27 protein-coding genes are annotated in these 23,438 nt (G+C 65.7%); 12 read left to right on the top strand and 15 right to left on the bottom strand.

Going from position 1 to position 23,438, the window contains the following annotated elements; genetic code table 11:
• Positions 1–61: 61 nt before the first annotated feature.
• From F9K20_RS07455 to F9K20_RS07495, 9 genes are all read right to left on the bottom strand, one after another.
• Positions 62–1,390: an FMN-binding glutamate synthase family protein gene (locus F9K20_RS07455; RefSeq protein ID WP_290999354.1), complete on the bottom strand. Its 1,329-nt coding sequence runs from the start codon at positions 1,388–1,390 to the stop codon at positions 62–64.
• On the bottom strand, positions 1,390–2,076 hold the full coding sequence (locus F9K20_RS07460; RefSeq protein WP_290999356.1) for a GXGXG domain-containing protein: 687 nt from the start codon (positions 2,074–2,076) through the stop codon (positions 1,390–1,392). Before F9K20_RS07460 ends, F9K20_RS07455 begins: the two co-directional genes overlap by 1 nt.
• A gap of 5 nt (positions 2,077–2,081) precedes the next feature.
• The gene (locus F9K20_RS07465) at positions 2,082–2,978 is read right to left on the bottom strand and encodes a glutamine amidotransferase family protein (RefSeq protein ID WP_290999358.1); all 897 of its coding nucleotides are present in this window, start codon (positions 2,976–2,978) and stop codon (positions 2,082–2,084) included.
• Positions 2,979–3,038: 60 nt separating this feature from the next.
• Positions 3,039–3,347: a hypothetical protein gene (locus F9K20_RS07470; RefSeq protein ID WP_290999360.1), complete on the bottom strand. Its 309-nt coding sequence runs from the start codon at positions 3,345–3,347 to the stop codon at positions 3,039–3,041.
• On the bottom strand, positions 3,344–4,015 hold the full coding sequence (locus F9K20_RS07475) for a hypothetical protein (RefSeq protein WP_290999362.1): 672 nt from the start codon (positions 4,013–4,015) through the stop codon (positions 3,344–3,346). Before F9K20_RS07475 ends, F9K20_RS07470 begins: the two co-directional genes overlap by 4 nt.
• Before the next feature lie 129 nt (positions 4,016–4,144).
• Positions 4,145–5,530: an APC family permease gene (locus F9K20_RS07480; protein WP_290999364.1), complete on the bottom strand. Its 1,386-nt coding sequence runs from the start codon at positions 5,528–5,530 to the stop codon at positions 4,145–4,147.
• A complete protein-coding gene (locus F9K20_RS07485) occupies positions 5,527–5,721 on the bottom strand; it encodes a hypothetical protein (protein WP_290999367.1) in 195 nt (64 codons plus the stop codon). The genes F9K20_RS07480 and F9K20_RS07485 overlap by 4 nt, the downstream gene beginning before the upstream one ends.
• A gap of 12 nt (positions 5,722–5,733) precedes the next feature.
• Complete coding sequence (locus F9K20_RS07490; RefSeq protein WP_290999369.1) at positions 5,734–6,114, bottom strand: hypothetical protein; 381 nt, start codon at positions 6,112–6,114, stop codon at positions 5,734–5,736.
• A 10-nt stretch (positions 6,115–6,124) separates the two neighbouring features.
• The gene (locus tag F9K20_RS07495) at positions 6,125–6,415 is read right to left on the bottom strand and encodes a hypothetical protein (protein ID WP_290999372.1); all 291 of its coding nucleotides are present in this window, start codon (positions 6,413–6,415) and stop codon (positions 6,125–6,127) included.
• Between the two features lie 263 nt (positions 6,416–6,678).
• On the opposite strand from F9K20_RS07495, the gene F9K20_RS07500 reads away from it, so the two are divergent.
• The 6 genes from F9K20_RS07500 to F9K20_RS07525 all read left to right on the top strand — a co-directional run bounded on the left by F9K20_RS07500 (position 6,679) and on the right by F9K20_RS07525 (position 13,460).
• Positions 6,679–7,920: an FAD-dependent oxidoreductase gene (locus tag F9K20_RS07500; protein WP_290999374.1), complete on the top strand. Its 1,242-nt coding sequence runs from the start codon at positions 6,679–6,681 to the stop codon at positions 7,918–7,920.
• 33 nt (positions 7,921–7,953) lie between these two features.
• Complete coding sequence (locus F9K20_RS07505; RefSeq protein WP_290999378.1) at positions 7,954–8,235, top strand: sarcosine oxidase subunit delta; 282 nt, start codon at positions 7,954–7,956, stop codon at positions 8,233–8,235.
• Entirely contained in the window at positions 8,232–11,153 is a 2,922-nt protein-coding gene (locus tag F9K20_RS07510; protein ID WP_290999381.1) for a 2Fe-2S iron-sulfur cluster-binding protein, read from the top strand. Before F9K20_RS07505 ends, F9K20_RS07510 begins: the two co-directional genes overlap by 4 nt.
• A gap of 15 nt (positions 11,154–11,168) precedes the next feature.
• Positions 11,169–11,858 carry a hypothetical protein gene (locus tag F9K20_RS07515; protein WP_290999384.1) on the top strand — a complete coding sequence of 230 codons (690 nt, stop codon included), beginning with the start codon at positions 11,169–11,171 and terminating at the stop codon, positions 11,856–11,858.
• Complete coding sequence (locus F9K20_RS07520; protein WP_290999387.1) at positions 11,855–12,634, top strand: XRE family transcriptional regulator; 780 nt, start codon at positions 11,855–11,857, stop codon at positions 12,632–12,634. The genes F9K20_RS07515 and F9K20_RS07520 overlap by 4 nt, the downstream gene beginning before the upstream one ends.
• 97 nt (positions 12,635–12,731) lie before the next feature.
• Positions 12,732–13,460: a type 1 glutamine amidotransferase gene (locus F9K20_RS07525; RefSeq protein WP_290999390.1), complete on the top strand. Its 729-nt coding sequence runs from the start codon at positions 12,732–12,734 to the stop codon at positions 13,458–13,460.
• Here the strand turns inward: F9K20_RS07525 and F9K20_RS07530 are convergent.
• Positions 13,454–14,713, bottom strand: a complete 1,260-nt coding sequence (locus F9K20_RS07530; RefSeq protein ID WP_290999393.1) for an FAD-dependent monooxygenase — start codon at positions 14,711–14,713, stop codon at positions 13,454–13,456. The genes F9K20_RS07525 and F9K20_RS07530 overlap by 7 nt on opposite strands.
• A gap of 220 nt (positions 14,714–14,933) precedes the next feature.
• Positions 14,934–15,185 carry a zinc-finger domain-containing protein gene (locus tag F9K20_RS07535; protein WP_290999396.1) on the bottom strand — a complete coding sequence of 84 codons (252 nt, stop codon included), beginning with the start codon at positions 15,183–15,185 and terminating at the stop codon, positions 14,934–14,936.
• A 102-nt stretch (positions 15,186–15,287) separates the two neighbouring features.
• Here F9K20_RS07535 and F9K20_RS07540 point away from each other — a divergent pair, with 102 nt between their 5' ends.
• Together F9K20_RS07540 and F9K20_RS07545 are read left to right on the top strand one after the other, a co-directional pair.
• On the top strand, positions 15,288–16,040 hold the full coding sequence (locus F9K20_RS07540) for an alpha/beta fold hydrolase (RefSeq protein ID WP_290999399.1): 753 nt from the start codon (positions 15,288–15,290) through the stop codon (positions 16,038–16,040).
• 403 nt (positions 16,041–16,443) lie between these two features.
• Positions 16,444–17,115 (top strand): extensin family protein, encoded by a 672-nt coding sequence (locus F9K20_RS07545; protein ID WP_290999402.1) that lies wholly within the window; start codon positions 16,444–16,446, stop codon positions 17,113–17,115.
• Positions 17,116–17,127: 12 nt separating this feature from the next.
• On the opposite strand, the gene F9K20_RS07550 is transcribed toward F9K20_RS07545, so the two are convergent.
• From F9K20_RS07550 to F9K20_RS07560, 3 genes are read right to left on the bottom strand one after another with little or no spacing between them, the layout of a single operon-like run.
• The gene (locus F9K20_RS07550; protein WP_290999405.1) at positions 17,128–17,262 is read right to left on the bottom strand and encodes a hypothetical protein; all 135 of its coding nucleotides are present in this window, start codon (positions 17,260–17,262) and stop codon (positions 17,128–17,130) included.
• A 42-nt stretch (positions 17,263–17,304) separates the two neighbouring features.
• Positions 17,305–17,931, bottom strand: coding sequence for a hypothetical protein (locus F9K20_RS07555; RefSeq protein ID WP_290999408.1), 627 nt, complete (start codon positions 17,929–17,931; stop codon positions 17,305–17,307).
• Between the two features lie 30 nt (positions 17,932–17,961).
• Complete coding sequence (locus F9K20_RS07560; RefSeq protein WP_290999411.1) at positions 17,962–18,156, bottom strand: hypothetical protein; 195 nt, start codon at positions 18,154–18,156, stop codon at positions 17,962–17,964.
• 344 nt (positions 18,157–18,500) lie between these two features.
• Here F9K20_RS07560 and egtB point away from each other — a divergent pair, with 344 nt between their 5' ends.
• The 4 genes from egtB (at position 18,501) to F9K20_RS07580 (ending at position 22,322) form a co-directional block, all read left to right on the top strand.
• Complete coding sequence (gene egtB, locus F9K20_RS07565; protein WP_290999487.1) at positions 18,501–19,736, top strand: ergothioneine biosynthesis protein EgtB; 1,236 nt, start codon at positions 18,501–18,503, stop codon at positions 19,734–19,736.
• A complete protein-coding gene (gene egtD / locus F9K20_RS07570) occupies positions 19,733–20,701 on the top strand; it encodes an L-histidine N(alpha)-methyltransferase (RefSeq protein WP_290999413.1) in 969 nt (322 codons plus the stop codon). Before egtB ends, egtD begins: the two co-directional genes overlap by 4 nt.
• 36 nt (positions 20,702–20,737) lie before the next feature.
• Positions 20,738–21,379 carry a TetR/AcrR family transcriptional regulator gene (locus F9K20_RS07575; RefSeq protein WP_290999416.1) on the top strand — a complete coding sequence of 214 codons (642 nt, stop codon included), beginning with the start codon at positions 20,738–20,740 and terminating at the stop codon, positions 21,377–21,379.
• A gap of 517 nt (positions 21,380–21,896) precedes the next feature.
• Positions 21,897–22,322, top strand: coding sequence for a DUF2852 domain-containing protein (locus F9K20_RS07580; RefSeq protein WP_290999419.1), 426 nt, complete (start codon positions 21,897–21,899; stop codon positions 22,320–22,322).
• A gap of 227 nt (positions 22,323–22,549) precedes the next feature.
• On the opposite strand, the gene F9K20_RS07585 is transcribed toward F9K20_RS07580, so the two are convergent.
• Positions 22,550–23,398, bottom strand: a complete 849-nt coding sequence (locus F9K20_RS07585; protein WP_290999422.1) for a pentapeptide repeat-containing protein — start codon at positions 23,396–23,398, stop codon at positions 22,550–22,552.
• Between the last annotated feature and the right edge of the window lie 40 nt (positions 23,399–23,438).

A 23,438-nucleotide genomic window follows, 5' to 3' on the forward strand; every position in this document is an offset into this window, starting at 1 on the left:
TTGGCGCGCTTCGCGGGCGATCGAAACTTCGCAAACAGACCCAAACCTAGCCGCCCTGTTTCTAAAGGTTGCCCTGTCCCGGTATCCAGCTCGTCCCAGCGAGCGGCACGCGCGCCATGGCGGCGGCCTCGATGGTGAGCGCGCAGAGATCCTCGGGCTCGAGATTGTGCACGTGATTGTGTCCACAGGCGCGCGCGATGGTCTGCGTCTCGAGCGTCATCACTTTGAGGTAGTTGGCGAGGCGGCGGCCGGCGAGGACGGGATCGAGGCGCCCTGCAAGATGAGGGTCCTGCGTGGTGATGCCGGCCGGGTCGCGGCCCTCGTGCCAATCATCGTAGGAGCCGGCCGTGGTCTGGAGCTGCTGATATTCGCTCTCTAGCGAGGGATCATTGTCGCCGAGGGCGACGAGCGCTGCCGAGCCGATGGAGACGGCATCCGCGCCGAGCGCCAGAGCCTTCGCAACGTCGGCGCCATTGCGGATGCCGCCGGAGATGATGAGCTGCACCTTGCGGTGCATGCCGAGATCTTGCAGCGCCTGCACGGCGGGGCGAATGCAGGCGAGCGTCGGCTGGCCGACGTGCTCGATGAACACCTCCTGCGTCGCCGCCGTGCCGCCCTGCATGCCGTCGACGACCACGCAGTCGGCCCCAGCCTTCACGGCCAGTGCCACGTCGTAGTAGGGGCGCGCGCCGCCGACCTTGATATAGATCGGTTTCTCCCAGTCGGTGATCTCGCGCAGCTCGAGGATCTTGATCTCGAGATCGTCGGGACCGGTCCAGTCGGGGTGCCGGCAGGCCGATCGCTGGTCGATGCCCTTGGGCAGGGTGCGCATCTCGGCGACGCGGTCGGAGATCTTCTGGCCGAGCAGCATGCCGCCGCCGCCGGGCTTGGCGCCCTGGCCGACCACCACCTCGATGGCGTCGGCCTTCCTGAGGTCGTCGGGGTTCATGCCGTAGCGCGAGGGCAGGTACTGGTAGACCAGCGTTTGCGACTGCCCGCGCTCCTCCGGCGTCATGCCGCCATCGCCGGTCGTCGTCGATGTGCCCGCGATCGTGGCGCCGCGGCCGAGGGCTTCCTTGGCGTTGGCGGAGAGAGAGCCGAAGCTCATGCCGGCGATGGTGATGGGGATCTTCAGCTCGATCGGCTTCTTGGCGTAGCGCGTGCCGATAACGACGTTGGTCGCGCATTTCTCTCGGTAGCCTTCGAGCGGATAGCGCGACATCGAGGCGCCGAGGAACAGCAGATCGTCGAAGTGCGGGAGCTTGCGCTTGGCGCCGCCGCCGCGGATGTCATAGATGCCGGTCGTCGCGGCGCGGCGGATCTCTGAAAGCGTGTACTCGTCGAAAATGGCGGACTTGCGCGGTGTGGTCGGCGGGTTGTGGTAGCTCATCAGTAGGCGTCCGCGTTGTCGATATTGAAGTTATACAGCTTGCGGGCCGAGCCGTAGCGGCGGAAGTCCTTCGGCTTGACGCCATTGAGGCCGGCGCGCTGCAGAAGGTTGTCGACGAGTTCCAGGTGCTCGTCGCGCATCTCCTTCTCGATGCAATCGGCGCCTAGGCTCTTGACCTGGCCGCGCACGAACAGCTTGGCCTCGTAGATGGAATCCCCCAGAGCATCGCCGGCATCGCCGAAAACGACGAGGTTGCCCGTCTGCGCCATGAACGCCGACATGTGGCCGATGTTGCCCTTGACGACGATGTCGATGCCCTTCATCGAGATGCCGCAGCGCGAGGAGGCATTGCCCTCGACGACGAGCATGCCGCCGCGCCCGGTGGCGCCAGCGTACTGGCTGACATCGCCTTTGACGACCACTTTGCCCGACATCATGTTCTCGGCAGCGCCGGGGCCGGCCGAGCCGTGCACGGTGATCGTCGCCTGCTTGTTCATGCCGGCGACGTAGTAGCCGACGCTGCCCTTGATATCGATGTTGAGCGGGGCGTCGACGCCGGCGGCGACGGCATGGCTGCCCTTGGGGTTTAGAACTTCCCACTGCGTCTCGTTAGTGCCGGCGGTCTGCCTGTGCAGCAGCTCGTTCAGGTCGCGTAGCGATAAGGTGGCGAGATCGATGGTCGGCATTAGGATTAGCGCTCCCAGAAGTAGACAGTGGCGGGCTCGGGCTCCCAGATGCGCGCGCTATCGACGCCGGGCAGTCCAGCGAGGGCGCGGTACTCCGACCCGAAGGCGACGTACCGATCCGTCTCCGCCATCACCGCCGGCTTGCAGGCGATGGGGTCGCGTACCACGGCAAAGCCGTTCTTGGTGCCGACGACGAAGGTGAAGAAGCCGTCCAGGTCGTCGAGGCTCTTCTGCAGCGCTTCGCCGAGGTTCATGCCCTGCTTGATGCGCCACGAAATGTAGGCGGCGGCGACCTCGGTATCGTTCTCAGTCTCGAAGGTCATGCCGTCGCGAACCAGCTCGCGGCGCAGGTTGTGATGGTTCGACAGCGAACCGTTGTGCACCAGGCACTGGTCCGACCCGGTCGAGAATGGGTGCGCGCCCATGGTGGTCACCGCGGACTCGGTGGCCATGCGGGTGTGGCCGATGGCGTGCGAGCCTTGCATTTTGCTGAGGTCGAAGCGGCTGGCGACTTGCATCGGGTAGCCGACCTCCTTGTAGATCTCGATGGCCTCGCCGGTGCTCATGATGCGCAGCTTCGGGTGGCCGGTGCGCAGCGCTTCGCGTGCCGCCTGAGCCTTGTCGGCGGGAACGGTGAGCACGCCGTGCGTCGACTTGCGCTCGAGGCTGACATCGGTGCCGATGGCCTGGGAAATCGTCGCCGTCAGTCCGGCGAAGTCCCGATCGGGATCGGGCGACTGCAGGGTGATCTTGGCTCGTCCCTGGAGAGCCGGTCCATATACGGCAAAGCCCGCCGAATCCGGTCCGCGCTCGCACATGGTCGCGAGCATGGTCGAGGTGAGCGCTCCGAGTTTCGGTTCAAGCTCGGCGTCCTTGATGAATAAGCCGACGATGCCGCACATTTTCTACGGTCCCCACATGCTTAGATGGCTGAGGAAACTTAGCAGGGGCTTCGATGCAATTCAACTGCTATGAATACTATTTTCCCCTGAGGCAACTTTTTGCCCATGACGCCACATCTCGTAGCGCAGGCGCGCGATGCGATAGGCGTCCGGAATGGAGAGCGCCCAAACGAACAAGCCGCCAGCGGAGCGTCCGATGAACGAGGTGTCCGGCGTCGTCGTGTGCCAGGTCAAGATGGCCAGCAGCAGCGAGAAGAAGGCAAAGCCCAATCCGCGCTGCGGCGCGCCGGCGGCGACATGTCCTGCGCCGGGTGCAAGGATGGCGAGGGCGAGAACGATATAGGGGTTGATCGGCTTCTTAGCGCTCATGCGGCGCGTGCCCGGCCGTAAGCGGAGGCGATGGCGCGGATGGTCTGCAGCTGGTCGAGCACCGTTGCCAGATCGTGCCGCGCCACCGCGGCGTCCTCAAATACCGATTGGCGCAGCAGCAGGTGCTCGCCACGCTTGCCCTCGCCGGCTTGACGCACGATGCGCAAGCCCCGCTCGGTGATGACGATCTCCTTGATGCGCGCATCGGCGAGCACATCGATGAGCGTCTCGGCGAGCGCCGCAAGCAGGCGCTCGGCGCCGGCGTCGCCGCGGATCAGCACCTCGGCCGGGACGCCGTGCGGGGCATCCAAGCGATGCTCGAAGCGCGCGTTGAGCGAGTAGAACTCGGTGCCCGCCGGGCGTACGAGCACGCTAAGCCGCGGCAGGGCGGCGTTGTGGTCAAGGATCGTCGTGCTGAGCCACAGCTGCGGCAGCCGGCGGATGGTCATCGTATCGGGGATGAGATCGACGCGAACCTCACGGCCAAGAAGCCGACCGGAAAGGTGCGGGAAACCGTCGCCGCCATGGGTGAGGTGGGGACGCTCGACGGCATTGACGCAACCATCGAGCAGCCCGCGCCGCGCTGCTTTCGCGGCGCGATGATCGCGTACGCCGACGAAGAGGACGGCAGCGATGGAGCCGGCGGCGAGGAGCATGATCAGGGACATCGCTTCGTTCTCACGCGGCTACTGAAGCAAGGCTTGGTAACGAAGGGGCGACCCCCGCAGAGCCAGACGGGGATCGCCAGGGGAGGTGCCGCGGGTCGTGGGATCCCGCGGCACGACACTCTTGCACTTCTAGTAGACGGCCGGACGTGGCCACGGCATCGTGAACTGGTCGCCCCGCTTCACGTACTTGTAGCGGTGGAAGGCAAACCACGCCGAGGCAAGGATGTAGAACACCATCATCGCCACGAGCTGCGTGCCGTAGCCGAGGAACACCGCGAAGTAGGTGGTCGCGCAGAGCACAAACAGCACGGTCGCCGGCAGCGGGTGGAATGGATGCACGTAGCCGCGGCGGATCGAGCCCAGCGGCCACTTGCGCCGGAACATCACCATGTTGAACGACATGAAGGTGTAGCCGAGCAGTCCCGACAGGATCGAGAACGTGATCACCTGATCGAGCGGAGCGCCGAGGGCGAAGATCAGCGCCACCGGAACGAGGAACACGATCGACCGATACGGTGTGCGGTATCTGGGGTGCACGGCGCCGAACCACACCGGCAGATAGCGGTCGCGGCCCATGGAGAACCAGGCGCGCGAGGCATCGTTGATGCAGCCGTTGGCCGAGGCGAGCGTGGAGAAGATGGTGCCGACGAACAGAAATACCATCAGCGGCAGCGAGCCGGTCAGCCGCGCCGCATCGAACAGCGGCGTGATCGCCTGGCCGAGGTACTCCCACGGCATCAGACCGACGCACACGTACCAGGTCATGGTCGCCGCTACGAGCAGCGTGATCATGCCAGTCATGGTGCCGAGCGGCAGCGCACGCGCCGGCGAGCGCACCTCCTCGGCCGCCTGCGTGGTGCCCTCGATGCCGAGGTAGTACCACAGGCCGAAGTGCAAGGCGGCGACAACGCCGAGCCAGCCGTACGGCAGCCCGGTAAGAAGTTGCCCCGGCTGCAGCACCTCGTCGGTCCACGGGCGCACCGACGCGAACAGTACGAGGATCGCGAGGCAAGCAATCGCGGTGATGACGAGGTTGAAGGTGAGCGTCGCGAACACGCCGCGGTAATTGAGCCAGGCGAGCGCCGCGATGGTGAGCACGATGAATGGCCTGTCGTGCACGCCTTCGAAGCCGGCCATGGCGCCCACGGTCTGCACAAGATAGCCGGCGGTGATGGCGTTGGCGGCCTCCAGCATGGTGTAGGCAAAGACGAGGAACAGGCCGACGTTGAAGGCCATAAGAGGGCCGACGATGTGCTTGGCCTGCGCGTACTGACCGCCGGCGGCGGCGACCGTCGAGGTCACCTCCGAATCGATCATGGCGACGCAGGTGTAGAGCATGCCCGCCACCCAGCAGGCGATGAGCGCGGCCAGCGCGCCACCTTTGCCGACGGCGAAGTTCCAGCCCATGTACTCGCCGACGAGAACGATGCCGACGCCGAGCGCCCACACGTGGCCGGGGCCGAGGACGCGGAGTAGCGAGACTTTCTCGCCGTGGATTGCTGTCGATTGGGTCACCGGTGCCCCCCTTGGTGCGGCGGATCGATCACGAGGACGTCCTCGATCTCTCCTTCTTTCGATGAAAGCAGCGTCTGCTCCGAATAGACGTGGTTGGTGCGCAGCATGTCGAACAGCATCCACAGACCGAGGACGGCGGAGATGCCCCAGGCCGCATATTCCAGCAGCTGGAAGTTACTCAGATTTTCCATGGAAGCTCTCCGTTACCGGTCGAACCGTTCGCTGATCACGTCCTTGTATTCCTTCGCCGACCAGCGGAAGACGAATACGAAGTAGGCGATCACCACCAGCGCCGTGACGATGAGGGCCGGCACACTGAAGGAGTAGTCGAAGCGCGAGGCGATGAGATCGGCGGCCGTCTCCGGCGTGTAGCCGAGCTTCTCCCACTGCGCCTGCATGACGGCGTTCTGCCCCATGCCGGCCCAAGTCTTTTCGGCGAACTCGATCGTCGTCTTGCCGCCGCCGGCGAGCCCGAAGTAGACGGGAGCAAAAAGGCTCGCGACGACGAGCACGAGGAGAAAGAGCGAATCGACGAGCTGTCCGAATTTGGACTGCTCGGGCGGCTTGTACTGTGGTCTGGCCATAATTCCCTCCTCAACCCTTGCCGCGCAGGACATCGAGGTAGTGGATGTCGAGGCCGTAGATGTGCTCCTTGTCGCCGGCGTAGTGCTCAATCATCGCCAGGATCGAGGCGGTGTTGAACAGCAGCACGATGCCGCCCGCGATCGCGAGGGCGTACATCACCTCCTGCGTGCCGACGTACGGCAGCACCTTCCAGAACACGAAGGCGTAGGTGGCCCAGAGTGCGGCGACGGCGAATACCGCCCATCGCCGGTCACCCGCGTACATGGATTGCACGCGGGAGTCGTTAGTGCTCTTCTGCATTGAGCTCCCCTTGGCTAGCGTTGTTTTCCACCCGGACGTAGTTGCCCTACAGGCAACTGATTTTTATATGCGGAAAATTGTGCGACGGGTTGCCGCAACTTGTCAAGCCGCGTAACCTCTGATTTTCCGGGCTATTCGAGAGTCAAGCCTATTTATTCCCCACCCTGGTGATACTTCGGGCACTTGAACGGTCGGAAAAATTCTTGCACTCTGGGAATGGATTTGTGCCCCCGCGACAGCGCCTTCGGAGGACGAAAACATCAATGCCCTTCGCCCTGCTGAAGTACGCGCTGGCCAAAGAGCACCCCGACGATCCGCACTTGCGCTGGAGCCCTGAGCTCAAGCCCGCCTACGACGTCGTCATCATCGGGGCCGGCGGTCACGGCCTCGCCATTGCCTACTATCTCGCGGCGCGCCACGGCATCACCAACGTGTGCGTGCTCGACAAGGGCTGGCTCGCCGGCGGCAACACGGCGCGCAACACGACCATCATCCGCGCCAACTATCTGACGCCGGAGGGCGTCAACTTCTACAAGGAATCCGTCGAGCTGTGGCGGGGGCTGTCGAACGACCTCGACATCAACATGATGTACTCCGAGCGCGGCCACTTCACGCTCGCGCACACGGACGCGGCGATGCGCACGGCGCGCTGGCGCGCCGAGGTCAACAAGCATCTCGGCGTCAATTCGGAGGTGATCGGCCCCGATGAGATCAAGCGGCTCTGTCCGACGATCAACATCTCCGACGACGTGCGCTATCCGATCCTCGGCGCACTCTATCATCCGCCTGGCGCCATCGCCCGTCACGATGCGGTGGCCTGGGGCTATGCAAGGCAAGCGATCAAGCGCGGCGTCGAAGTGCACACGCAGACGGGCGTCGGTAAGATCCTCATCGACAACGGCCGCGCCGTCGGCGTCGAGACCAACCGCGGCGTCATCCGCGCCGGCAAGATCGTGCAGGCGGTCGCCGGCTCATCCAGCGAGGTGGCACGCATGGCCGGCTTCCTGCTGCCCATTCGCACCATTCCGCTGCAGGCCTGTGTGTCCGAGCCGGTGAAGCCGATCCTCGATCAGATCATCGTGTCGGGCTCGCTGCACGTCTACATCTCGCAGTCGGCGCGCGGTGAGATGGTGATGGGCGGCGCCACCGATGCCTATGGGCTCTATTCCTCGCGCTCGACGCTCGACTTCAAGGAGAGCCTGATGGCGCACATGCTCGAGCTGTTTCCATTCATGGGCGAGCTCAAAGTTCTGCGCCAGTGGGCCGGTATGGCCGACATGACGCCGGACTTCTCGCCGGTGATGGGGCTGACGCCGGTGAAGAACTACTACATCGATGCCGGCTGGGGGACGTGGGGCTTCAAGGCGACGCCGGTGTGCGGGGTCCGCATGGCCGAATGCATCGCCACCGACAAGCAGCCGGATTTGTTGAAACCGTTCGCGCTCGATCGCTTCCGCACGTTCGATCTCGTCGGCGAAAAGGGCGCAGCGTCGGTCGGCCACTAATTGACGGGCACCAATCGGGACTAGCAACGGCAAATGAAGATTCTGACGTGTCCGATCAACGGGCCGCGCAACATCACGGAGTTCGTCTGGGGCGGCGAGGTGAAGGCGATGCCCGATCCTAGCGCTGCCAGCGACGACGAGTGGACCGCCTACCTATTCCTCGACGCCAATGTCGCCGGCGAGATCTACGAATGGTGGCTGCATGCGCCGACCAACACCTGGTTCATCGCGCGCCGCAACACCGTGACCGACACGATCCTCGAGACGATGACGGTCGACGCCTACTTTGCGCGTCAGCGCGGGAGCCAAGCATGAGCGCTGGAGCGGAGGGGGGCCGCCTCGAAGGGCCGGACTACGGACTGCTGATCGATCGCAAGCGGCCGTTGTCGTTCAGCTTCGACGGGCGCCTTTACAGCGGCTTTCAGGGCGACGTGATCGCCTCGGCGCTCTATGCGCAGGGCCGCATCCTGCTCTCGCGCTCGTTCAAGTATCACCGTCCGCGCGGTGTGCTGACCATGTCCGGGCAGGACGCCAACACCATGGTGCAGGTCGGCGGCGAGCCGAACGTGCGCGCCGACCAATACGTCATCGCCGACGGCATGGCGGTGCAGTCGATCAACCGTCTCGGCTCGCTCGACCACGATCTCTACGCGGTCATGGGCCTGTTCGGCCGCTTCCTGCCGGTTGGCTTCTACTACAAGACGTTCTTCTGGCCGCGCGGCGCCTGGCAGCACCTGTTCGAGCGGCCAATCCGCATCATGGCTGGTCTCGGCACGCTGAAGCCGTCGACGCCGCACAAGTATTACGACAAGGCATATTTGTTCGCCGACGTGCTCGTGATCGGCGGCGGCCCGGCCGGCATCGAGGCGGCGATCGCGGCCGCCGAAGCTGGGGCAGATACGCTGCTCATCGACGAGCTACCGCAACTCGGCGGCTCGTTGTTGTACGGGCGCAGCGGCGGCGACCGCGCTTCCGTCGTGGCGCGCCGCGAGGCGCTGGTCAAGCGGGCGCTGGCAACGCCGAAGCTGCGCATCATGACCGGCACGACGGCAACCGGAATGTTCGCGGACAATTGGACCTCAGCCGTGCGCGCCAGCCGCTTCTTCAAGATCCGCAGCAAAGAGACGGTGATCGCCACCGGTGCCTTCGATCAGCCACTGGTGTTCCGCAACAACGACCGCCCCGGCATCATGTTCGCCGATGCGGCGCAGCGCCTGATGCGCCTCTATGGCGTGAAGCCGGGCAGCCGCGCCGTCATCGCCACGGCCAATCGCTTCGGCTACGAGGCGGCGCTCGATTTGCTCGATGCCGGCGTCGCCGTGGCCGCCATCGTCGATCTCAATGCCACCGCCGACAGCACGGTGGCGGAGCCGGCGCGGGCGCGCGGCGTGCGCATCATTCCCGGTGCCACGCTGGTCGACAGCAAGGGGCGCAAGCGCGTGTCGTCCGTCGCCGTGGCGCGCATCACCGCCGACGGCAAGACGGCGGCCGATTGCGAGTGGATCGACTGCGACCTGGTGCTGATGAGCGTCGGCTTCTCGCCGGCGCTCAACCTTGCCAGCCACGCGGGCGCCAAGGTCGTTTTCGATCCCAGCATCAACATGCACCGCGCAACCAATCTGCCGGCCGGCATCTCACTGGTCGGCGCCGCGGCCGGCGTGTGGTCGCAGGCGGCGGTGATCGGCGACAGCCGCCATGCGGGCGCCGCCGCGGCGGCTCGGGCGGGGCATGGCTCGTCTACTCAGCGTGTGGCCCCGGCAGCCGATCCGATCGCCTCGCAGGTCAGCCATCCCTATCCGGTTTTTGCCGCCAGGGGCGGCCATGACTTCATCGATTTCGACGAGGATCTGCAGTCCAAGGACATCGTCAACTCCGTGAAGGACGGCTACGACGACATCCAGCTGGTCAAGCGCTACTCGACCGCGGGATTCGGTCCGAGCCAGGGGCGACACGCCAACCTCAATACCATCCGCGTCGTCGCCAAGGAGACCGGCAAGTCGATCGCCTCGATCGGCACGACGACGTTCCGTCCGCCACTGGTGCCGGAGAAGTTTGCCGCGCTCGCCGGAAGGGGCTTCGAGCCGGTGCGCCTCTCCGCCATGCATCACCGTCACCTGGAGCACGGCGCGCAGATGATGGTCGCCGGCCTATGGATGCGCCCCGCCTACTATGGCACCAAGTCCGGCTCGGCACGCGCGATCGAGCGCGAGGTGCGCGCCGTGCGCGAGGGTGTCGGCATGATCGACGTGTCGACGCTCGGCGGCCTTGACGTGCGCGGTCCCGACGCCGCCGCCTTCATCGACCGCATGTATACGTGGGCCTATGAGAAGCAGCCGGTCGGCCGCGCCCGCTATGTGCTGATGACGGATCAGACTGGCGTCCTGATCGACGACGGCGTCGCCGCGCGCCTGCACGAGCGGCACTACTACGTCACGGCGACCACCGGTGCCGTCGACCAGGTCTATCGGCAGATGACCTGGTTCAATGTGCAGTGGAAGATGGATGTCGACGTCGCCAATGTCACGGCCGCCTACGCGGGCATCAACCTCGCCGGCCCGCAGGCGCGCGCGGTGATCGAGAAGCTCGACAGCGACATCGATTTCTCGGCCACGGCATTCCCCTACATGGCAGCGCGGGTGGGCAAGCTCGCCGGCATACCGGTGCGCATCCTGCGCGTCGGCTTTGTCGGCGAGCTCGGTTACGAGATCCATTGCCCATCGGGCATGGGCGAGGCGCTGTGGGACCGCCTGATGCAGGCTGGCAGGCCGTTCGGCATCGCCCCGTTCGGCGTCGAGGCGCAGCGTATCCTGCGGCTCGAGAAAGGTCACATCATCGTCGGTCAGGATACCGACGGCCTGACGCATCCGGCCGAGGCCAACATGGAGTGGGCGCTGGCCAAGAAGAAGCCGTTCTACGTCGGCAAGCGCGCCATCGACATGCAGATGGCCAAGGGGCTGACGCGCAAGCTCGCCGGCTTCGCGCTGCTCGACGCGTCGGCGCCGGCGCCCAAGGAGTGTCACCTCGTCATCCGTGACGGCGACATCGCCGGGCGAGTCACCTCGGTCACGCGCTCACCGACGCTGGGTAAGGTCGTCGGCCTCGCCTACCTGCCCCCCGACCTCGCCGAGCCCGGCAAGCGCTTCGAGATCCGCGTCGATGGCGGCCGCATGGTCGCGGCGGAGACGGTGGCGGTGCCGTTCTACGATCCGGACAACAAGCGGCAGGAAATGTGACGAGGGACAGTGAGCATGGTTGATCCGGTTGCCTTTCTGCGCCGCTCTCCGCTGCGCCGCCGAATCCAGACGGTCGGCGCCACGTGGCGCAACCTGGACAATGTTGCCATTGCCGACCTCGTCGGCGAGGGGCCGGCGACCGGCAGCATCTTCATCGCCGACCTGTCGCCGTTGCCGCGTCTCGGATTCAAGGGGCGCGGCACCATCCCCGCCATGCAGAGCCGCGGCATCACCCTCGAGGCGGCGCCCAACCGCGCCTTCCGGCAGCCGGACGGGGGACTGTGCCTCGTGCTGGCCCCGGGCGAGGTCATCTTGCTGTCGAACCTCTCCGGCGACGGTGAGAGGCTTACACAACTCGAGGCGGGCTGGCGCATCGAGGACGAGGAACGCACCTATCCGTTGCCGCGCCGCGACAGTCACGCCTGGCTGGCGGTGGGGGGCGAGGCAGCGCCGGAAATGTTCGCCAAGCTGTGCGCCGTCGATCTGCGGCCCGACAAGTTCGGCGACCTTTCCATCGCGCAAACGTCGATTGCCCGGTTGTCGGCCATCCTGGTGCGTGCCGATATGGGGGGCAGCCCCGTTTTCCACTTGCTTGTGGACAGTGCCGCCGCCTTATACTTCTGCGATTGTCTCCTCGATGCCGCCGACGAGTTCGGTGGGCGCATCGTTGGCTTAAAGGCATTGCAGAAGCTCGAAGGCGGATGAAAAAGACCAAGCCCCGCGCCAAAAGTCCGGCGAAAGCGCGCATCGCCGACAACCCTCTCGATGCGCTCAGCGAACCCGTGCACGCGGCGGATGCGAGCGCCAAGCCGATACCCGGACGCGTTTCCCGGCATGTCACGACCCGCAAGTCCACATCGGCCGGCGAGCAGGATCCGCATGCGCTGCAGGGCGCGCGCGACAACATGCTGGAAGTGGCCATCGGGCGCGAGGTGCGCGGCTTCCGCAACAAGCTCGGCATCACCGCTTCGGATCTGGCGCGCGCCGCCGACCTGTCGCTGGGCATGCTGTCGAAGATCGAGAACGGTGTCACCTCGGCGTCGCTGACGACGCTGCAGCGGCTATCGAAGGCGCTCGGCGTGCCGGTGACGTCGTTGTTCCGCCGTTTCGAGGAGCGGCGCGACGCGGTGTTCGTCTCTGCCGGCCAGGGGCTGTTGATCGAGCGCCGCGGCACGCGCGCCGGGCACCAGTATCAACTGCTGGGTCATACCGGCGGCCTGTCGGGCAGCGTCGTCGTCGAGCCCTACATGATTACGCTGACCGAAGAGTCCGAGGTGTTCCCGCTCTTCCAGCACGGCGGCCACGAGCTCATCTACATGCTCGAGGGCGAGGTCGTGTACCGCCACGCCGACAAGCTCTATCCCATGAAGCCGGGCGACAGCCTGTTCTTCGACGCCGACGCTCCGCACGGACCCGAGGAGCTGGTGAAGCTGCCAATCCGTTTCTTGTCGGTGATCAGCTACGCGCGCGAGCTGCCTTAAGCCGAGTCGACAACTGAGCGGTGCTTGCAAATATTCAGGATGGAGAATATCCCTTTCCTGGAGGGAAAAACCGCCGATCCAGCTAACACGGGCTCCGATGCTGCCCCGCGTCGCCATTTTTCAGCACGCCGCGGACTGTCATGCTGGCACTCTCGCCGGCCACCTTGCCGCTGACGGCATCGTGCCGACGATTGTGCAGCTCGACCGCGGCGAGGCCATCCCTGATCTCGATCGTTACGACATCCTCATGGCCATGGGCGGCCCCATGGACGTCTGGCAGGAGGATGCCTTCCCGTGGCTGAAGGACGAAAAGGCGGCGATCCGCGCCTGGGTCTGCGGAGACGACAAGCCGTTCCTCGGCGTTTGCCTCGGACACCAGCTGCTCGCCGACGCGCTGGGCGGCAAGGTCGGCCCGGCGACAGTCAGCGAAATCAACCTGCTCGATATCGCGCTGAGTGAGGAGGGACGCAGGCATCCGCTCTATGCCGGTTTCGGTGAGACGAAGCGCGGCGTGCAATGGCACGGCGCCGAGGTGAAGGCGATGCCGGAAGGTGCGGTGCTGCTCGCCTCGACAAGCCATTGCCCGATCGCGGCGTTCGCCTACGGGTCGTCGGCATTCGGGCTGCAGTACCACGTCGAGGCGACGGATCAGTCGATCGTCGATTGGTCGGCGTCGAGCGAGGACGCATTGCGCCGGCTGCATCCGCCGGGCTACGGCAGCACGCTACGGATGCGGGTGAGCGAGGGGTTCGCCGAGCTGCTCGGCAACTCGCGCCGGCTCTACGACAACTTCATGCGCATCGCCGTGGAGCGCCTCGCCTACTGAGACGTCGTCTCAATTGGCCGCCAGCCGTAGAGCCAGTCATAGCGCGCCATCAGCCGCTGCGCGGGGAGCTTGCGTAGGACGAAGTTGCGTGCCAGCGCTGCCGGTCCGGCAAGATGATAGATGCGGCCGTTGCGCCGTGAGGCCCTGACCACGCGCTGAACGCGCGGGCGCCGCTGACGCTGGTACCACCTGAGGGCAGCCGGAACGTCGTCGATATATCGGTGCAGTGCGTCCGCTATCACCGTCGCGTCCTCGAGCGCCATGACGCCGCCTTGCGCCAGGAAGGGCAGCATGGGGTGGGCCGCGTCGCCGAGCAATGCGATCGATCCATGCGCCCACTGGCGTGGAACGGGGAGCGTGTGCAATGCCCATCGCTTCCAGGTGCGCGCCTCGAGGATGAGCGCCTGCAGCGGCTCGGCGCATGGCGGCATGCTCTGCTGGATCCAGAACGGCGGCACCGGCGCGCTCCAGTCGCTGCTGTCGTGCAGGTCGTCGAGCACTACGACGATCGCCAGCTCGGTGCCGCCGCAAACCGGGTAGTGCACGACATGCGTGTTGGCGAACAGCCAGATCGTCGTCTCGTTGCGCTGGAAGTCGGCCGGCAGCGCATCGAGCGGCACGACGCTGCGCGCCGCGCTCTTGCCGCAGAACCGCGGCCGCGTTGCATCGAACAGCAGGGAGCGCAGCGGCGACCAAATTCCGTCGGCGGCGATGAGCGCCCTGCCGCTCCACGCCTCGCCGCTTTCGGCCGCCACGGCCACATGCCCGTTGCCGCTCGCCACCTCGCTGGCGGAAAAGCCCATCGACAGGGCGATCAGCGGCTCGGTGCGCACCGCGTGCAGCAGCGCCGCATGCAGGTCCTTGCGATGCGCGACCCAATAGGGCGCGCCGTGGCGCATGGCGATCCAGCGGCCGAGCGGCAGCTTAGCGATCTCGGCCCCGGTGCGCCCGTCGCGCACACTGAGCGCATCGGGTACGCCGACGTGCGGACGCAGCTCGTCGGCAACACCTAGGCGGCGCAGGATGCGGGTGCCGTTGGGGCCAATCTGGATGCCTGCGCCTTCCTCGTGAAAGGCGGGGCGACGCTCCAGCACCTGCGAGGGGATACCGCGGCGCGCGAGCGCCAGCGCCGCGGCAAGCCCGCCGATGCCACCGCCGACGATGAGCACCGGGCCGGGCTGACCCTGGCGGGCATGGGCAAGCGCCGCTTCGGCGTTCTCGTTGGCGAGCGGATCGAGCTGCAGCACGCTCATGGGATACTATGCGTCGCAGGCCGCGGCGCGCTCACCCTGCCAAGTACGTTAAGCTGCTGGTGTCCTGATCGCGAAATTCGTCTCACTCTGCGGCAAGGTCGGAACGAATTTCGCGATCTGAAGGACACGAGCCAAGTCAATAATCCTAGTGTGATTCAGATCGAGAAGTCCGCTGCACCACCTAGCCGATCTCGATTTAGCGGACTTCTCGATCATCACACTAGGCGGCATCCTCGACGAGGCTGACGAGGCAGCCCGCCGGGTCGCTCTGATCGGTGGAGAGCCGCGGGTCGTAGATGTAGAGGGTCGAGCAGTATGGGCAGAGAATCTGCCCATCGTCCCCCATGTCGAGATAGACGTGCGGATGATCGAACGGGGGGCGGGCGCCCATGCAATTCAGCTCGCGCACGCCGATGAAGATCTTTTCCACGCCCTGATCGTTGGCGAGGTGGGGAACGGGGCTCGAGGCCATCGAATTGCCCTGCATTGTCTAGCCGATGCGGCGCCGACCATAGCTCTGCCGGGTGGCAAATGATAGGGGTGCGGCCTTGCTGCGGTAACGAGGAACCTGAAGGTGGAGACGTTCATCTCCGACGGCATCGAGATCGCCTATATCGACGAAGGCACCGGCGACCCGGTGCTGCTCATCCACGGTTTCGCTTCCAACGTCGCCACCAACTGGGTGGACACCGGCTGGGTGAATACCCTGACGCAGGTCAGCTATCGCGTGATCGCCTACGACAATCGCGGGCATGGGCAGAGCGCCAAGCTTTACGACGTCGCCGCCTACGGCGCGCCGATCATGGCCGAGGATGCGCGCCGGCTGCTAGACCATCTCGGGATCGAGCGCGCCCACGTCATTGGCTACTCCATGGGCGCGCGCATCGCCGCCTTCCTTGCCATGGCGCATCCGAGCCGCGTGCGCAGCCTCGTGTTCGGTGGCCTGGGTCTCAACATGGTGCGCGGCGTCGCCGGCACCGGCCCTGTAGCGCGTGCGCTCGAAGCCGACAGCATCGATGAGGTGACGAACCCGACCGCGCGCACCTTCCGCGCCTTTGCCGAGCAGACGAAGAGCGACCTCAAGGCGCTCGCCGTCTGCATCCGTTCCTCGCGCGCGCCGATCACGGCCGAAGCCTTGGGCGCGCTCCGCTGTCCGGTGCTGGTCGTCGTCGGCGAAAAGGATGTGATCGGGGGCTCGGCCGCGGAGCTAGCGGCCTTGATCCCCGGTGCACGCGGAGTGGAGCTCCCCGGCCGCGATCACATGAAGGCGGTCGGCGACAAGGAGTTCAAGGCCGCAGTGCTGAGCTTTCTTGCGGAGCAGCGCTAGGGGAAGTTGCCCAAAACTACGAGGCCCCGGCGATCGGCACCGGAATCCCAAAAGACAAACGCGGGGTTGCCAAGGGACCAGCGCTCGACCAATGCCGGGGCCAAGACGCAGTACTCACCCAGGGATGCAGCGCATATGCGGTACGGATTGGCCGCTGCCTGGGGGCCCGGAAAGCTCCAGGCGTCCAACACTTAGCAAGCCAACCATGACAGGTCTGCAGGCGCTGCGGCGGTCGCGACATTCCGGCTGTGGATAACCTGCCGCCTGCCGTTGTTCCGCCATCAGTTCTCTGCCCCACGCCGCTTTCGAGTCGCAAATGCGCCGGAATGCGCTGGTCTCTATCCGCTTGGGAAAGATGGCAGATTCATAATCCGTTAGGGTTACCGCGGTTAGCGTCCCGGCCATGCCATCCGTCCGTTTTCGCGTAGCTTTTGGCATCTTGAGCGCCCTGTGGCTGTCCGGCTGCGGCGGCAGCGGCCAATACTTCGTGGCCAAGGACGAGCCCTGGCGGGCGACCGAGGAGCGGGCCTGCCTCGCCTCCGGCGCCGTGCAGGAAAGCCCATTCATCAAGACCAAGCTGTCGCTGGGCGGCCCGACCGTGTGCGGCGCCGAGCGCCCCTTTGAGCTTGCCGCGACCGACGGCGGCCGCGTCACCCTGCAGCCGGCCGCGCTGCTGCGCTGTCCGATGATCCCGCAAGTCAACCGCTGGGTGCAGACGTCCATTCAGCCGGCAGCCATGCGCGCCTACGGCGCACCGCTCGTCGAGCTGAAGATAGCCGGCTCATATGCTTGCCGGCCGATGAACCACGTGTCCGGTGCATATCTCTCCGAGCACGGCCACGCCAACGCGCTCGACGTATCGGGGTTCGTCCTCGCCGACGGCCGCAGCATCTCGGTGAAGCGCGGCTGGCGCGGCGATTATCGCGACCGCGCCTTCCTGCGCGCTGTGCATGACGGGGCCTGCCAGCACTTCACCACCGTGCTCAGCCCCGACTACGACGCCAACCACCACGATCACTTCCACGTCGATCTTGCTCGCCGCGGACCCGACGGACTCAAAACCGTGTGTAAGTAAGCGCGGCGATCGCTATTCCTCGTCGTCGCAAGCGACGGGAAACTCCATGTCCGGGTCCAGGCAGACGATGTCGGGCTGGATCCTCGCCACGGTTGGCGATGCGGCCGCTGCAGCGGCGATGACGGCGAGCAGCATAACAATGCGCATGCGAGGTCTCCCCTCACCAGGGAAAGGACACGCTACCGCGTTTCAGTCGTCGCGGCCAGCACGGGCCAGCGCGGGCTCCCGTTCTTCCGGCGCCTTGGAGGCGGACGTGGAGCGCTTATTGGCGAAATACGCCTGCGCTTGGGCCATATCGGTCGCGGCCATGGCGTCGACCGCGCGCACGCGCAGGGCACGCATGCCGTCGACGTCCAGCTCGCCGAGCTTGACGTGCTGGGCGAACTGCATGGCGATGAGGCCGCGGCCGTCGGCGGAGCGCGCGTACTTGAAGACGTTGAACTCCATGACGTCGCTTTCCGGCGCCCAGGTGAGGAAGTCGATCATGGCCTCGCCGCTCTCGTCGTTGGTGATGATCGCGTAGTTGGCGTCCTTGTTGTTCTCCTTCACGATTTTGCCGAGCGTCTCCACCGCCGCCACGGGATCATCCCCCATCTCCGGATAGGCGTGAAAGGCGAACAGCTTCGACCAGTTGTCGACGCTCTCGCCGGCGAGGGTGAACTCGGCAATGCCGTCGCCCGGCTCGCCGTCGGGCAGTGTCGCTTGATCCTCGAAACTGAGTGCGTAGCGCTCATCGTCGAAGACGACCGACGGCGTATCGGCACGTGCGAGCGAGAAGCAAGCCAGTAGGGCGACGATCAGCGGCAGCAGGCGCATCGGACTTGCCCTCAAGCGGTGGCCGAAACTTCAGGTCTTGCTCAGATCTCGCTCCGAGACGACGCGGTCGAACGGCTCGCCGTCGTGGCGGATCTTGTACAGCGTGCCGCCGTCCTCGCGCTTCAACAGCTGCTCGATGCGATAGGAGGCCTCGGGCGCCAGGAGCCCGGTCTCCAGCCCCGCAAGATGCACGAACGATCCGACATCGAGCTCGCGCCGCGACATGCCCTCATCCTTCTTCGCCTCAGGCGGGGCCCGTTGCCCCAGAACACGGCAACCTAAGCGTCTGAGGCTGAAGGATGAGTATTCGCGGGTGCAAAAAATGGAGGCAGATGGCCACGCACCCGCTGCTGACAGGTTTCGACGGCGCAATGGAGTAACTATCTTTCGCCATGCGGCGAACCATCAGCTGCAACCGATCGTTATCTGCGACTGGATCAAAACTAGGCAGTTCTTCACCCGCTTCCGCAGCCACCCCAGATTCCGAGGCCCTCGTGCTGTCAACGCTTCCGGCCGACGCGGCCGCCCAGACCGAAGCCAACTCGCACGTTCCCGGGCTACAGGCTCGCCTGCTATCGAGCCGCCGCTTGTCGCTGGCGCTCGCGGCGCCGCTGAGCGACGAGGATCAGACCGTGCAGCCGATGGACGATGCCAGCCCGACCAAGTGGCATCTGGCGCACACCACGTGGTTCTACGAGTCGTTCATTCTCAAGCCGAACCTGCCGGACTACCGCGAGTTCTCCGCCGACTTCGAGTACTGCTTCAACTCCTATTATGAAAGCAAAGGCGAGCGGCAGCCGCGCGGCCGGCGCGGACTGTTGACGCGGCCATCGGCGCCTGAGGTGCGCGATTACCGGGCGCACGTCGATGCAGCGCTGGCGCGGCTGTTCACGCAAGGCATCGTCGGCGAGCGTCCCGATCTTGCTTCCATGATAGAGCTCGGCATCAATCACGAGCAGCAGCACCAGGAGCTGCTGCTGACCGACGTCCTCAGCCTGTTCGCCGCGCAGCCGCTGCGCCCTGCCTATCGCGCCCCGCTGCCAAAGGTGGAGTCGCGCGGTGGCGGCGCCGATATCGAGTACATCGGCTTCGACGGCGGCATCCGCGCCATCGGCTTCGACGGCGCCGGCTTCGCTTATGACAACGAGGGCCCGCGCCACGAGGTGCTGCTCTATCCCTATCGGCTCGCCAGCCGCTGCGTGACCAATGGCGAGTGGCTCGCCTTCATCGAGGCGGGCGGCTACCGCGACCCGTTGCTCTGGCTCGCCGACGGCTGGGCCACCGTGAAGACGCAGGGCTGGAATGCGCCTCTCTATTGGGAGGAGCGCGACGGGCTCTGGCATCAGATGACGCTCGAAGGGCTGTTGCCCGTCGATGAGTGCGCACCCGTCACGCAGGTCAGCTACTACGAGGCGAATGCTTTTGCGGCCTGGGCCGGCAAACGGCTGCCGACCGAGTTCGAGTGGGAGGTGGCGAGCGCCGGCTATCCGCTCGCCGGCAACGACCTCGGCACCAACGCCCTGCGCCCTCGCCCGGCACCTGCAGTGCACGACGGGCGCCTTTCACAAATGTTCGGCGATGTGTGGGAGTGGACCTCCAGCGCTTACCTGCCCTACCCGGGTTACCGTCCCGCGCCGGGAGCCGTCGGCGAATACAACGGCAAGTTCATGGTCAGCCAGAACGTGCTGCGCGGCGGCTCCTGCGCGACCCCGCCAGGGCACATCCGCGCCACCTACCGCAACTTCTTCTATCCGTACCAGCGCTGGCAGTTCACCGGTCTGCGCCTCGCCGAGGATGCCGCATGAACCTGGATGCGGCACGACATGCACTCCCAATCGATGTCGAGTCTTGCGGCGAATTTGCCGCCGCGCTCGTCACGGGCCTGTCGGCGCATCAGAAGTTCATCCCCTGCCGCTTCTTCTACGACGCTGCAGGTAGCGCGCTCTTCGAGCGCATCACTGAGCTGCCCGAGTATTATCCGACGCGCACCGAGATGCGCATCCTGCGTGAATACGCCGCCGACATGGCGGCGTTGGCATCTCCGGGGGCGGTGCTCATCGAGTTCGGCTCCGGCTCCAGCTTGAAGACGGAGCTGTTGCTGGCCGAAATGCAGGCTCTCCACGCCTACGTGCCGATCGACATCAGCGGCGCGGCGCTCGGCGCGGCGCAGGCCCGTATTGCGACGCGGTTTCCGGCTTTGCACGTGCTCCCCGTGGCCGGCGATTTTTCCCAGCCGCTGCGCTTGCCAAAGGAGATCGCCGCCAGGCCGCGGCTCGGGTTTTTCCCCGGCTCGACCATCGGCAACCTTATCGAGGACGAGGCCGTCGAGCTCATGGCCAACATGCGGGAAATCCTCGGCGAGGATGGCACGCTGATCATCGGCGCCGACCTCAAGAAGGACGTGCGCCGCCTCATCGCCGCCTATGACGATGCGGCGGGGGTCACCGCCGCCTTTAACCTCAATCTTCTGCACCGCGCCAACCGCGAGCTGGGCGCTGATTTTAGCGTCGATGCTTTCGCACACCTCGCCACTTACGATGTGCGCCACGGGCGCATCGACATGCACCTCGTCAGCCGCACCGAGCAGATCGTGCACGTGCTCGGCCACCGCTTCCGCTTCTTTACCGGCGAGCGTATCCACACCGAGCACTCCCACAAGTACGACATCGAGGGTTTTAGGGCCTTAGCGCGACGTGCCGGCTGGCGCCCCGGGGCGGTGTGGACGGACGCCGAGGCCCTGTTCAGCGTGCACGTGCTCGCTGCAGCCTGATAGCCCTACCCGGGCGAATTGCGCTACAAGCGCGCCATGACATGGCACAAGGATGGCCCCGGCGCGCGGCGCGGCTACCATCACGGCAACCTGCGCGAGGCGCTGATCGCGGCGGCGCTCGATCTCATTTCCAAGAAGGGGCCGGCCGGCTTCACCTTCGCCGACGCGGCGCGCGCGGCCGGCGTCAGCCCGGCGGCGCCGTATCGGCACTTCCGCGACCGCGACGCGCTGATGGCCGACGTGGCGCGGCGCGGCTTCGATGCTTTCGCCGCAGCGCTATCGCGCGCCTGGGACAACGGGCGGCCGAGCCCGCGCGCCGCCTTCGAGCGGGTCGGACGCGCCTATCTCGAGTTTGCCGCGAAAGAGCCGGCGCTGTTCTCGGCCATGTTCGAATCCGGCGTGCCGATCGGCGATTACCCGGAGGTGCGCGAGGCGGGCGACCGCGCCTTCGGCGTGCTGCGCGAGGCCTGCGAGGCGGTGGCGGCGACGCTGCCGAAAGAGAAGCGGCCGCCGTCGCTGATGATGGCGCTGCACATCTGGTCCTTGAGCCACGGCATCGCGGCGCTGTTCGGCAGAGGCGATGCGGCGCGCCGGCCGATCCCGATGTCGCCCGAGGATTTGCTCGAGGCCGCGGTGCTCATCTACCTCGACGGCCTCGGCGTCCCGGCGGATAAGTAACTTCAACACTTTGGAACGCACTCAACCGTCATCCCGCTGAAGAGCGGGATCCACGCCAGCTTCCCCAAGCTCTTCTGGCGAACGAGGTCAGTGCGTTTGACCATTTCGCGCACGAGCTGTCGTCTCGACCGCTGCGACTTGCGTGGATGGCCGGTCCATGCGGAGCATGGCTCCGCCATGACGTAGCCATGACGTTTTCAAGAGTGTCGAACTCAACTGTCATCCTCGGCTTTATGCCGAGGATCAAACGCGCCGCGTGCGTCAGCGCCGGGCGAAGCTTCAACGCGGAGCCCGGTGAGCCGTGGGGCCTCGGGACAAGCCCGAGGACGAAACCTTGTGTGGTTGATGTGTGCGGCTAGCGGAACAGCCTGCCACTTCCCATGTCTAGGCAACTTTGGCCGGTCCGCCGAGCCTGTCCGATTTTTCCGAAGCATCCCCTTGACGGGCGCCGGGCCTCCTGCCAACTATGTAAATGTGATAAACATTCACATGAAGCATTCGATGGGAGTGACCTGCGATGACTGGAGTTGTGGCGACGCTCGACGACTGGGGCAAACCCGCGTGGATTGCCGTCATGGTCCTCGGCTTCATCCTGTTCTGGCCCGTGGGCCTCGCAATTCTCGCCTACCTGATCTGGAGTGGACGCATGGGATGTGGTGGACGGCACGGTGACATGGGCCATTGGCAGCGCCGCATGGCGGACCGCTGGGAGCGCAACATGGAGCGCTGGGGCCGCGAGATGCGCGGCTTTCCTTCGAGCGGCAACGCGGCCTTCGACGAGTACCGCGAGGAGACGATCCGTCGCCTCGAGGAGGAGCAGCGCGAGTTCCGCGAGTTCTTGGAGCGCCTGCGCAAGGCCAAGGACAAGGAGGAGTTCGACCAGTTCATGGCCGACCGCCGCTCGCGTCCCGCAAGCGAAGGTCCGCAGGGCGCCAGCGCCTAACCAGCCGGCGACAGCCGCACGCAAACGAAAGCCAGGGCCCACGCCCTGGCTTTTTTGTTTTGGGTCAGCGGCTCGCCGTCCAGGTGTCATCCTCGGACTTGGTCCGAGGATCCAGCGATCAGCAGTCTCTGACTTCGGTTGTGGATGACGGGCGGCCAATTGCGGCGGCTGGAACGTGCCGAACCGTGGGTCCTCGGGACAAGCCCGAGGATGACACGGTTTACTTGTCAGCGGATGGTCTTGTCGAAGTTGAGCGCGGTGGACAGCCCCTTCACCGTGTCGAGGCCTTTGACGCCCAAGAGCGTCGCCCCGTCGAGATCGGCGCCGGTGAAATCGGCGTCGGTCAAATCGGCGCCGGTGAAGTCGGCGCGCGACAAGTCGGCGCCCGTCAGCTTGGCACCGGTGAGATCGGCGCCGGCAAAGCGCGCGAACGTCAGCACGGCGCGGTCGAAGTTTGCCCCGCGCGCAATCGCTTTGGTGAAGTCGGTCGACTTCAGCATGTTCTTGGCCAGCGTCGTAATCGTGCCCTGACCGGGGCGCGCCTCGCGCGGGGTGAAGTTGGCGTTCGTTAGATCGGCGCCGTGGAAGTCGGCACCCGACATGTTGGCCATGACGCGAATGCCGGTGAGGTTGGCGCCGGCAAAGCGCGGCGCATCGGCAATGTTCTCAGTGAGGTCGGTGTAGATGGTCGGGCGCAGGATGCTGGCGCCATAAAGATTGGCGCCGGAGAAGTCGGCGCGGATGAGCACGGCGCGGTCGAGCCGCGTGCCCGACATGTCGGTGCCGCGCAGGTTGGCGCCGGTGAAGTCGGCGCCATAGAGGTTCGACTTAGCCAGCTTGGCGCCTTTGAAGTTGAGCCCCGATAGGTCGAGGTAGGTGAGGTCGTGATTGGAGTAGTCGAGCGGCTCGCCCGGCTTGGCCTTGAACAGTGCCGCGGTGATGTCGCGCACCGTGAAGTCGGCTTCGGGGGACACGGGCTCGGTTTCCTCGGCGCCGGCGCCGAGGCTGAACAGCAGGGCGGCTGCAAGGACCAGGCTGCGCCGTAGCGATGGGCGTGCGGCATCAGTCGTTTTCATCTTGTTATCTCATCGCCGCGTGAAGGCTCTCCCTATGATG

This window comes from Hyphomicrobium sp. (assembly GCF_009026145.1).
Lineage (GTDB): Bacteria > Pseudomonadota > Alphaproteobacteria > Rhizobiales > Hyphomicrobiaceae > Hyphomicrobium_A.

Coding starts and splice junctions, on each gene's coding strand:
- F9K20_RS07575 (WP_290999416.1), top strand. CDS start 20,738: ATGACATGGCACAAGGATGGCCCCGGCGCGCGGCGCGGCTACCATCAC.
- F9K20_RS07525 (WP_290999390.1), top strand. CDS start 12,732: ATGCTGCCCCGCGTCGCCATTTTTCAGCACGCCGCGGACTGTCATGCT.
- F9K20_RS07580 (WP_290999419.1), top strand. CDS start 21,897: ATGACTGGAGTTGTGGCGACGCTCGACGACTGGGGCAAACCCGCGTGG.
- F9K20_RS07550 (WP_290999405.1), bottom strand. CDS start 17,262: ATGCGCATTGTTATGCTGCTCGCCGTCATCGCCGCTGCAGCGGCCGCA.
- F9K20_RS07545 (WP_290999402.1), top strand. CDS start 16,444: ATGCCATCCGTCCGTTTTCGCGTAGCTTTTGGCATCTTGAGCGCCCTG.
- F9K20_RS07530 (WP_290999393.1), bottom strand. CDS start 14,713: ATGAGCGTGCTGCAGCTCGATCCGCTCGCCAACGAGAACGCCGAAGCG.
- F9K20_RS07485 (WP_290999367.1), bottom strand. CDS start 5,721: ATGGAAAATCTGAGTAACTTCCAGCTGCTGGAATATGCGGCCTGGGGC.
- F9K20_RS07560 (WP_290999411.1), bottom strand. CDS start 18,156: ATGTCGCGGCGCGAGCTCGATGTCGGATCGTTCGTGCATCTTGCGGGG.
- F9K20_RS07490 (WP_290999369.1), bottom strand. CDS start 6,114: ATGGCCAGACCACAGTACAAGCCGCCCGAGCAGTCCAAATTCGGACAG.
- egtD (WP_290999413.1), top strand. CDS start 19,733: ATGAACCTGGATGCGGCACGACATGCACTCCCAATCGATGTCGAGTCT.
- F9K20_RS07515 (WP_290999384.1), top strand. CDS start 11,169: ATGGTTGATCCGGTTGCCTTTCTGCGCCGCTCTCCGCTGCGCCGCCGA.
- F9K20_RS07510 (WP_290999381.1), top strand. CDS start 8,232: ATGAGCGCTGGAGCGGAGGGGGGCCGCCTCGAAGGGCCGGACTACGGA.
- F9K20_RS07465 (WP_290999358.1), bottom strand. CDS start 2,978: ATGTGCGGCATCGTCGGCTTATTCATCAAGGACGCCGAGCTTGAACCG.
- F9K20_RS07520 (WP_290999387.1), top strand. CDS start 11,855: ATGAAAAAGACCAAGCCCCGCGCCAAAAGTCCGGCGAAAGCGCGCATC.
- F9K20_RS07495 (WP_290999372.1), bottom strand. CDS start 6,415: ATGCAGAAGAGCACTAACGACTCCCGCGTGCAATCCATGTACGCGGGT.
- F9K20_RS07555 (WP_290999408.1), bottom strand. CDS start 17,931: ATGCGCCTGCTGCCGCTGATCGTCGCCCTACTGGCTTGCTTCTCGCTC.
- F9K20_RS07455 (WP_290999354.1), bottom strand. CDS start 1,390: ATGAGCTACCACAACCCGCCGACCACACCGCGCAAGTCCGCCATTTTC.
- F9K20_RS07585 (WP_290999422.1), bottom strand. CDS start 23,398: ATGAAAACGACTGATGCCGCACGCCCATCGCTACGGCGCAGCCTGGTC.
- F9K20_RS07500 (WP_290999374.1), top strand. CDS start 6,679: ATGCCCTTCGCCCTGCTGAAGTACGCGCTGGCCAAAGAGCACCCCGAC.
- F9K20_RS07475 (WP_290999362.1), bottom strand. CDS start 4,015: ATGTCCCTGATCATGCTCCTCGCCGCCGGCTCCATCGCTGCCGTCCTC.
- F9K20_RS07535 (WP_290999396.1), bottom strand. CDS start 15,185: ATGGCCTCGAGCCCCGTTCCCCACCTCGCCAACGATCAGGGCGTGGAA.
- F9K20_RS07460 (WP_290999356.1), bottom strand. CDS start 2,076: ATGCCGACCATCGATCTCGCCACCTTATCGCTACGCGACCTGAACGAG.
- F9K20_RS07505 (WP_290999378.1), top strand. CDS start 7,954: ATGAAGATTCTGACGTGTCCGATCAACGGGCCGCGCAACATCACGGAG.
- F9K20_RS07470 (WP_290999360.1), bottom strand. CDS start 3,347: ATGAGCGCTAAGAAGCCGATCAACCCCTATATCGTTCTCGCCCTCGCC.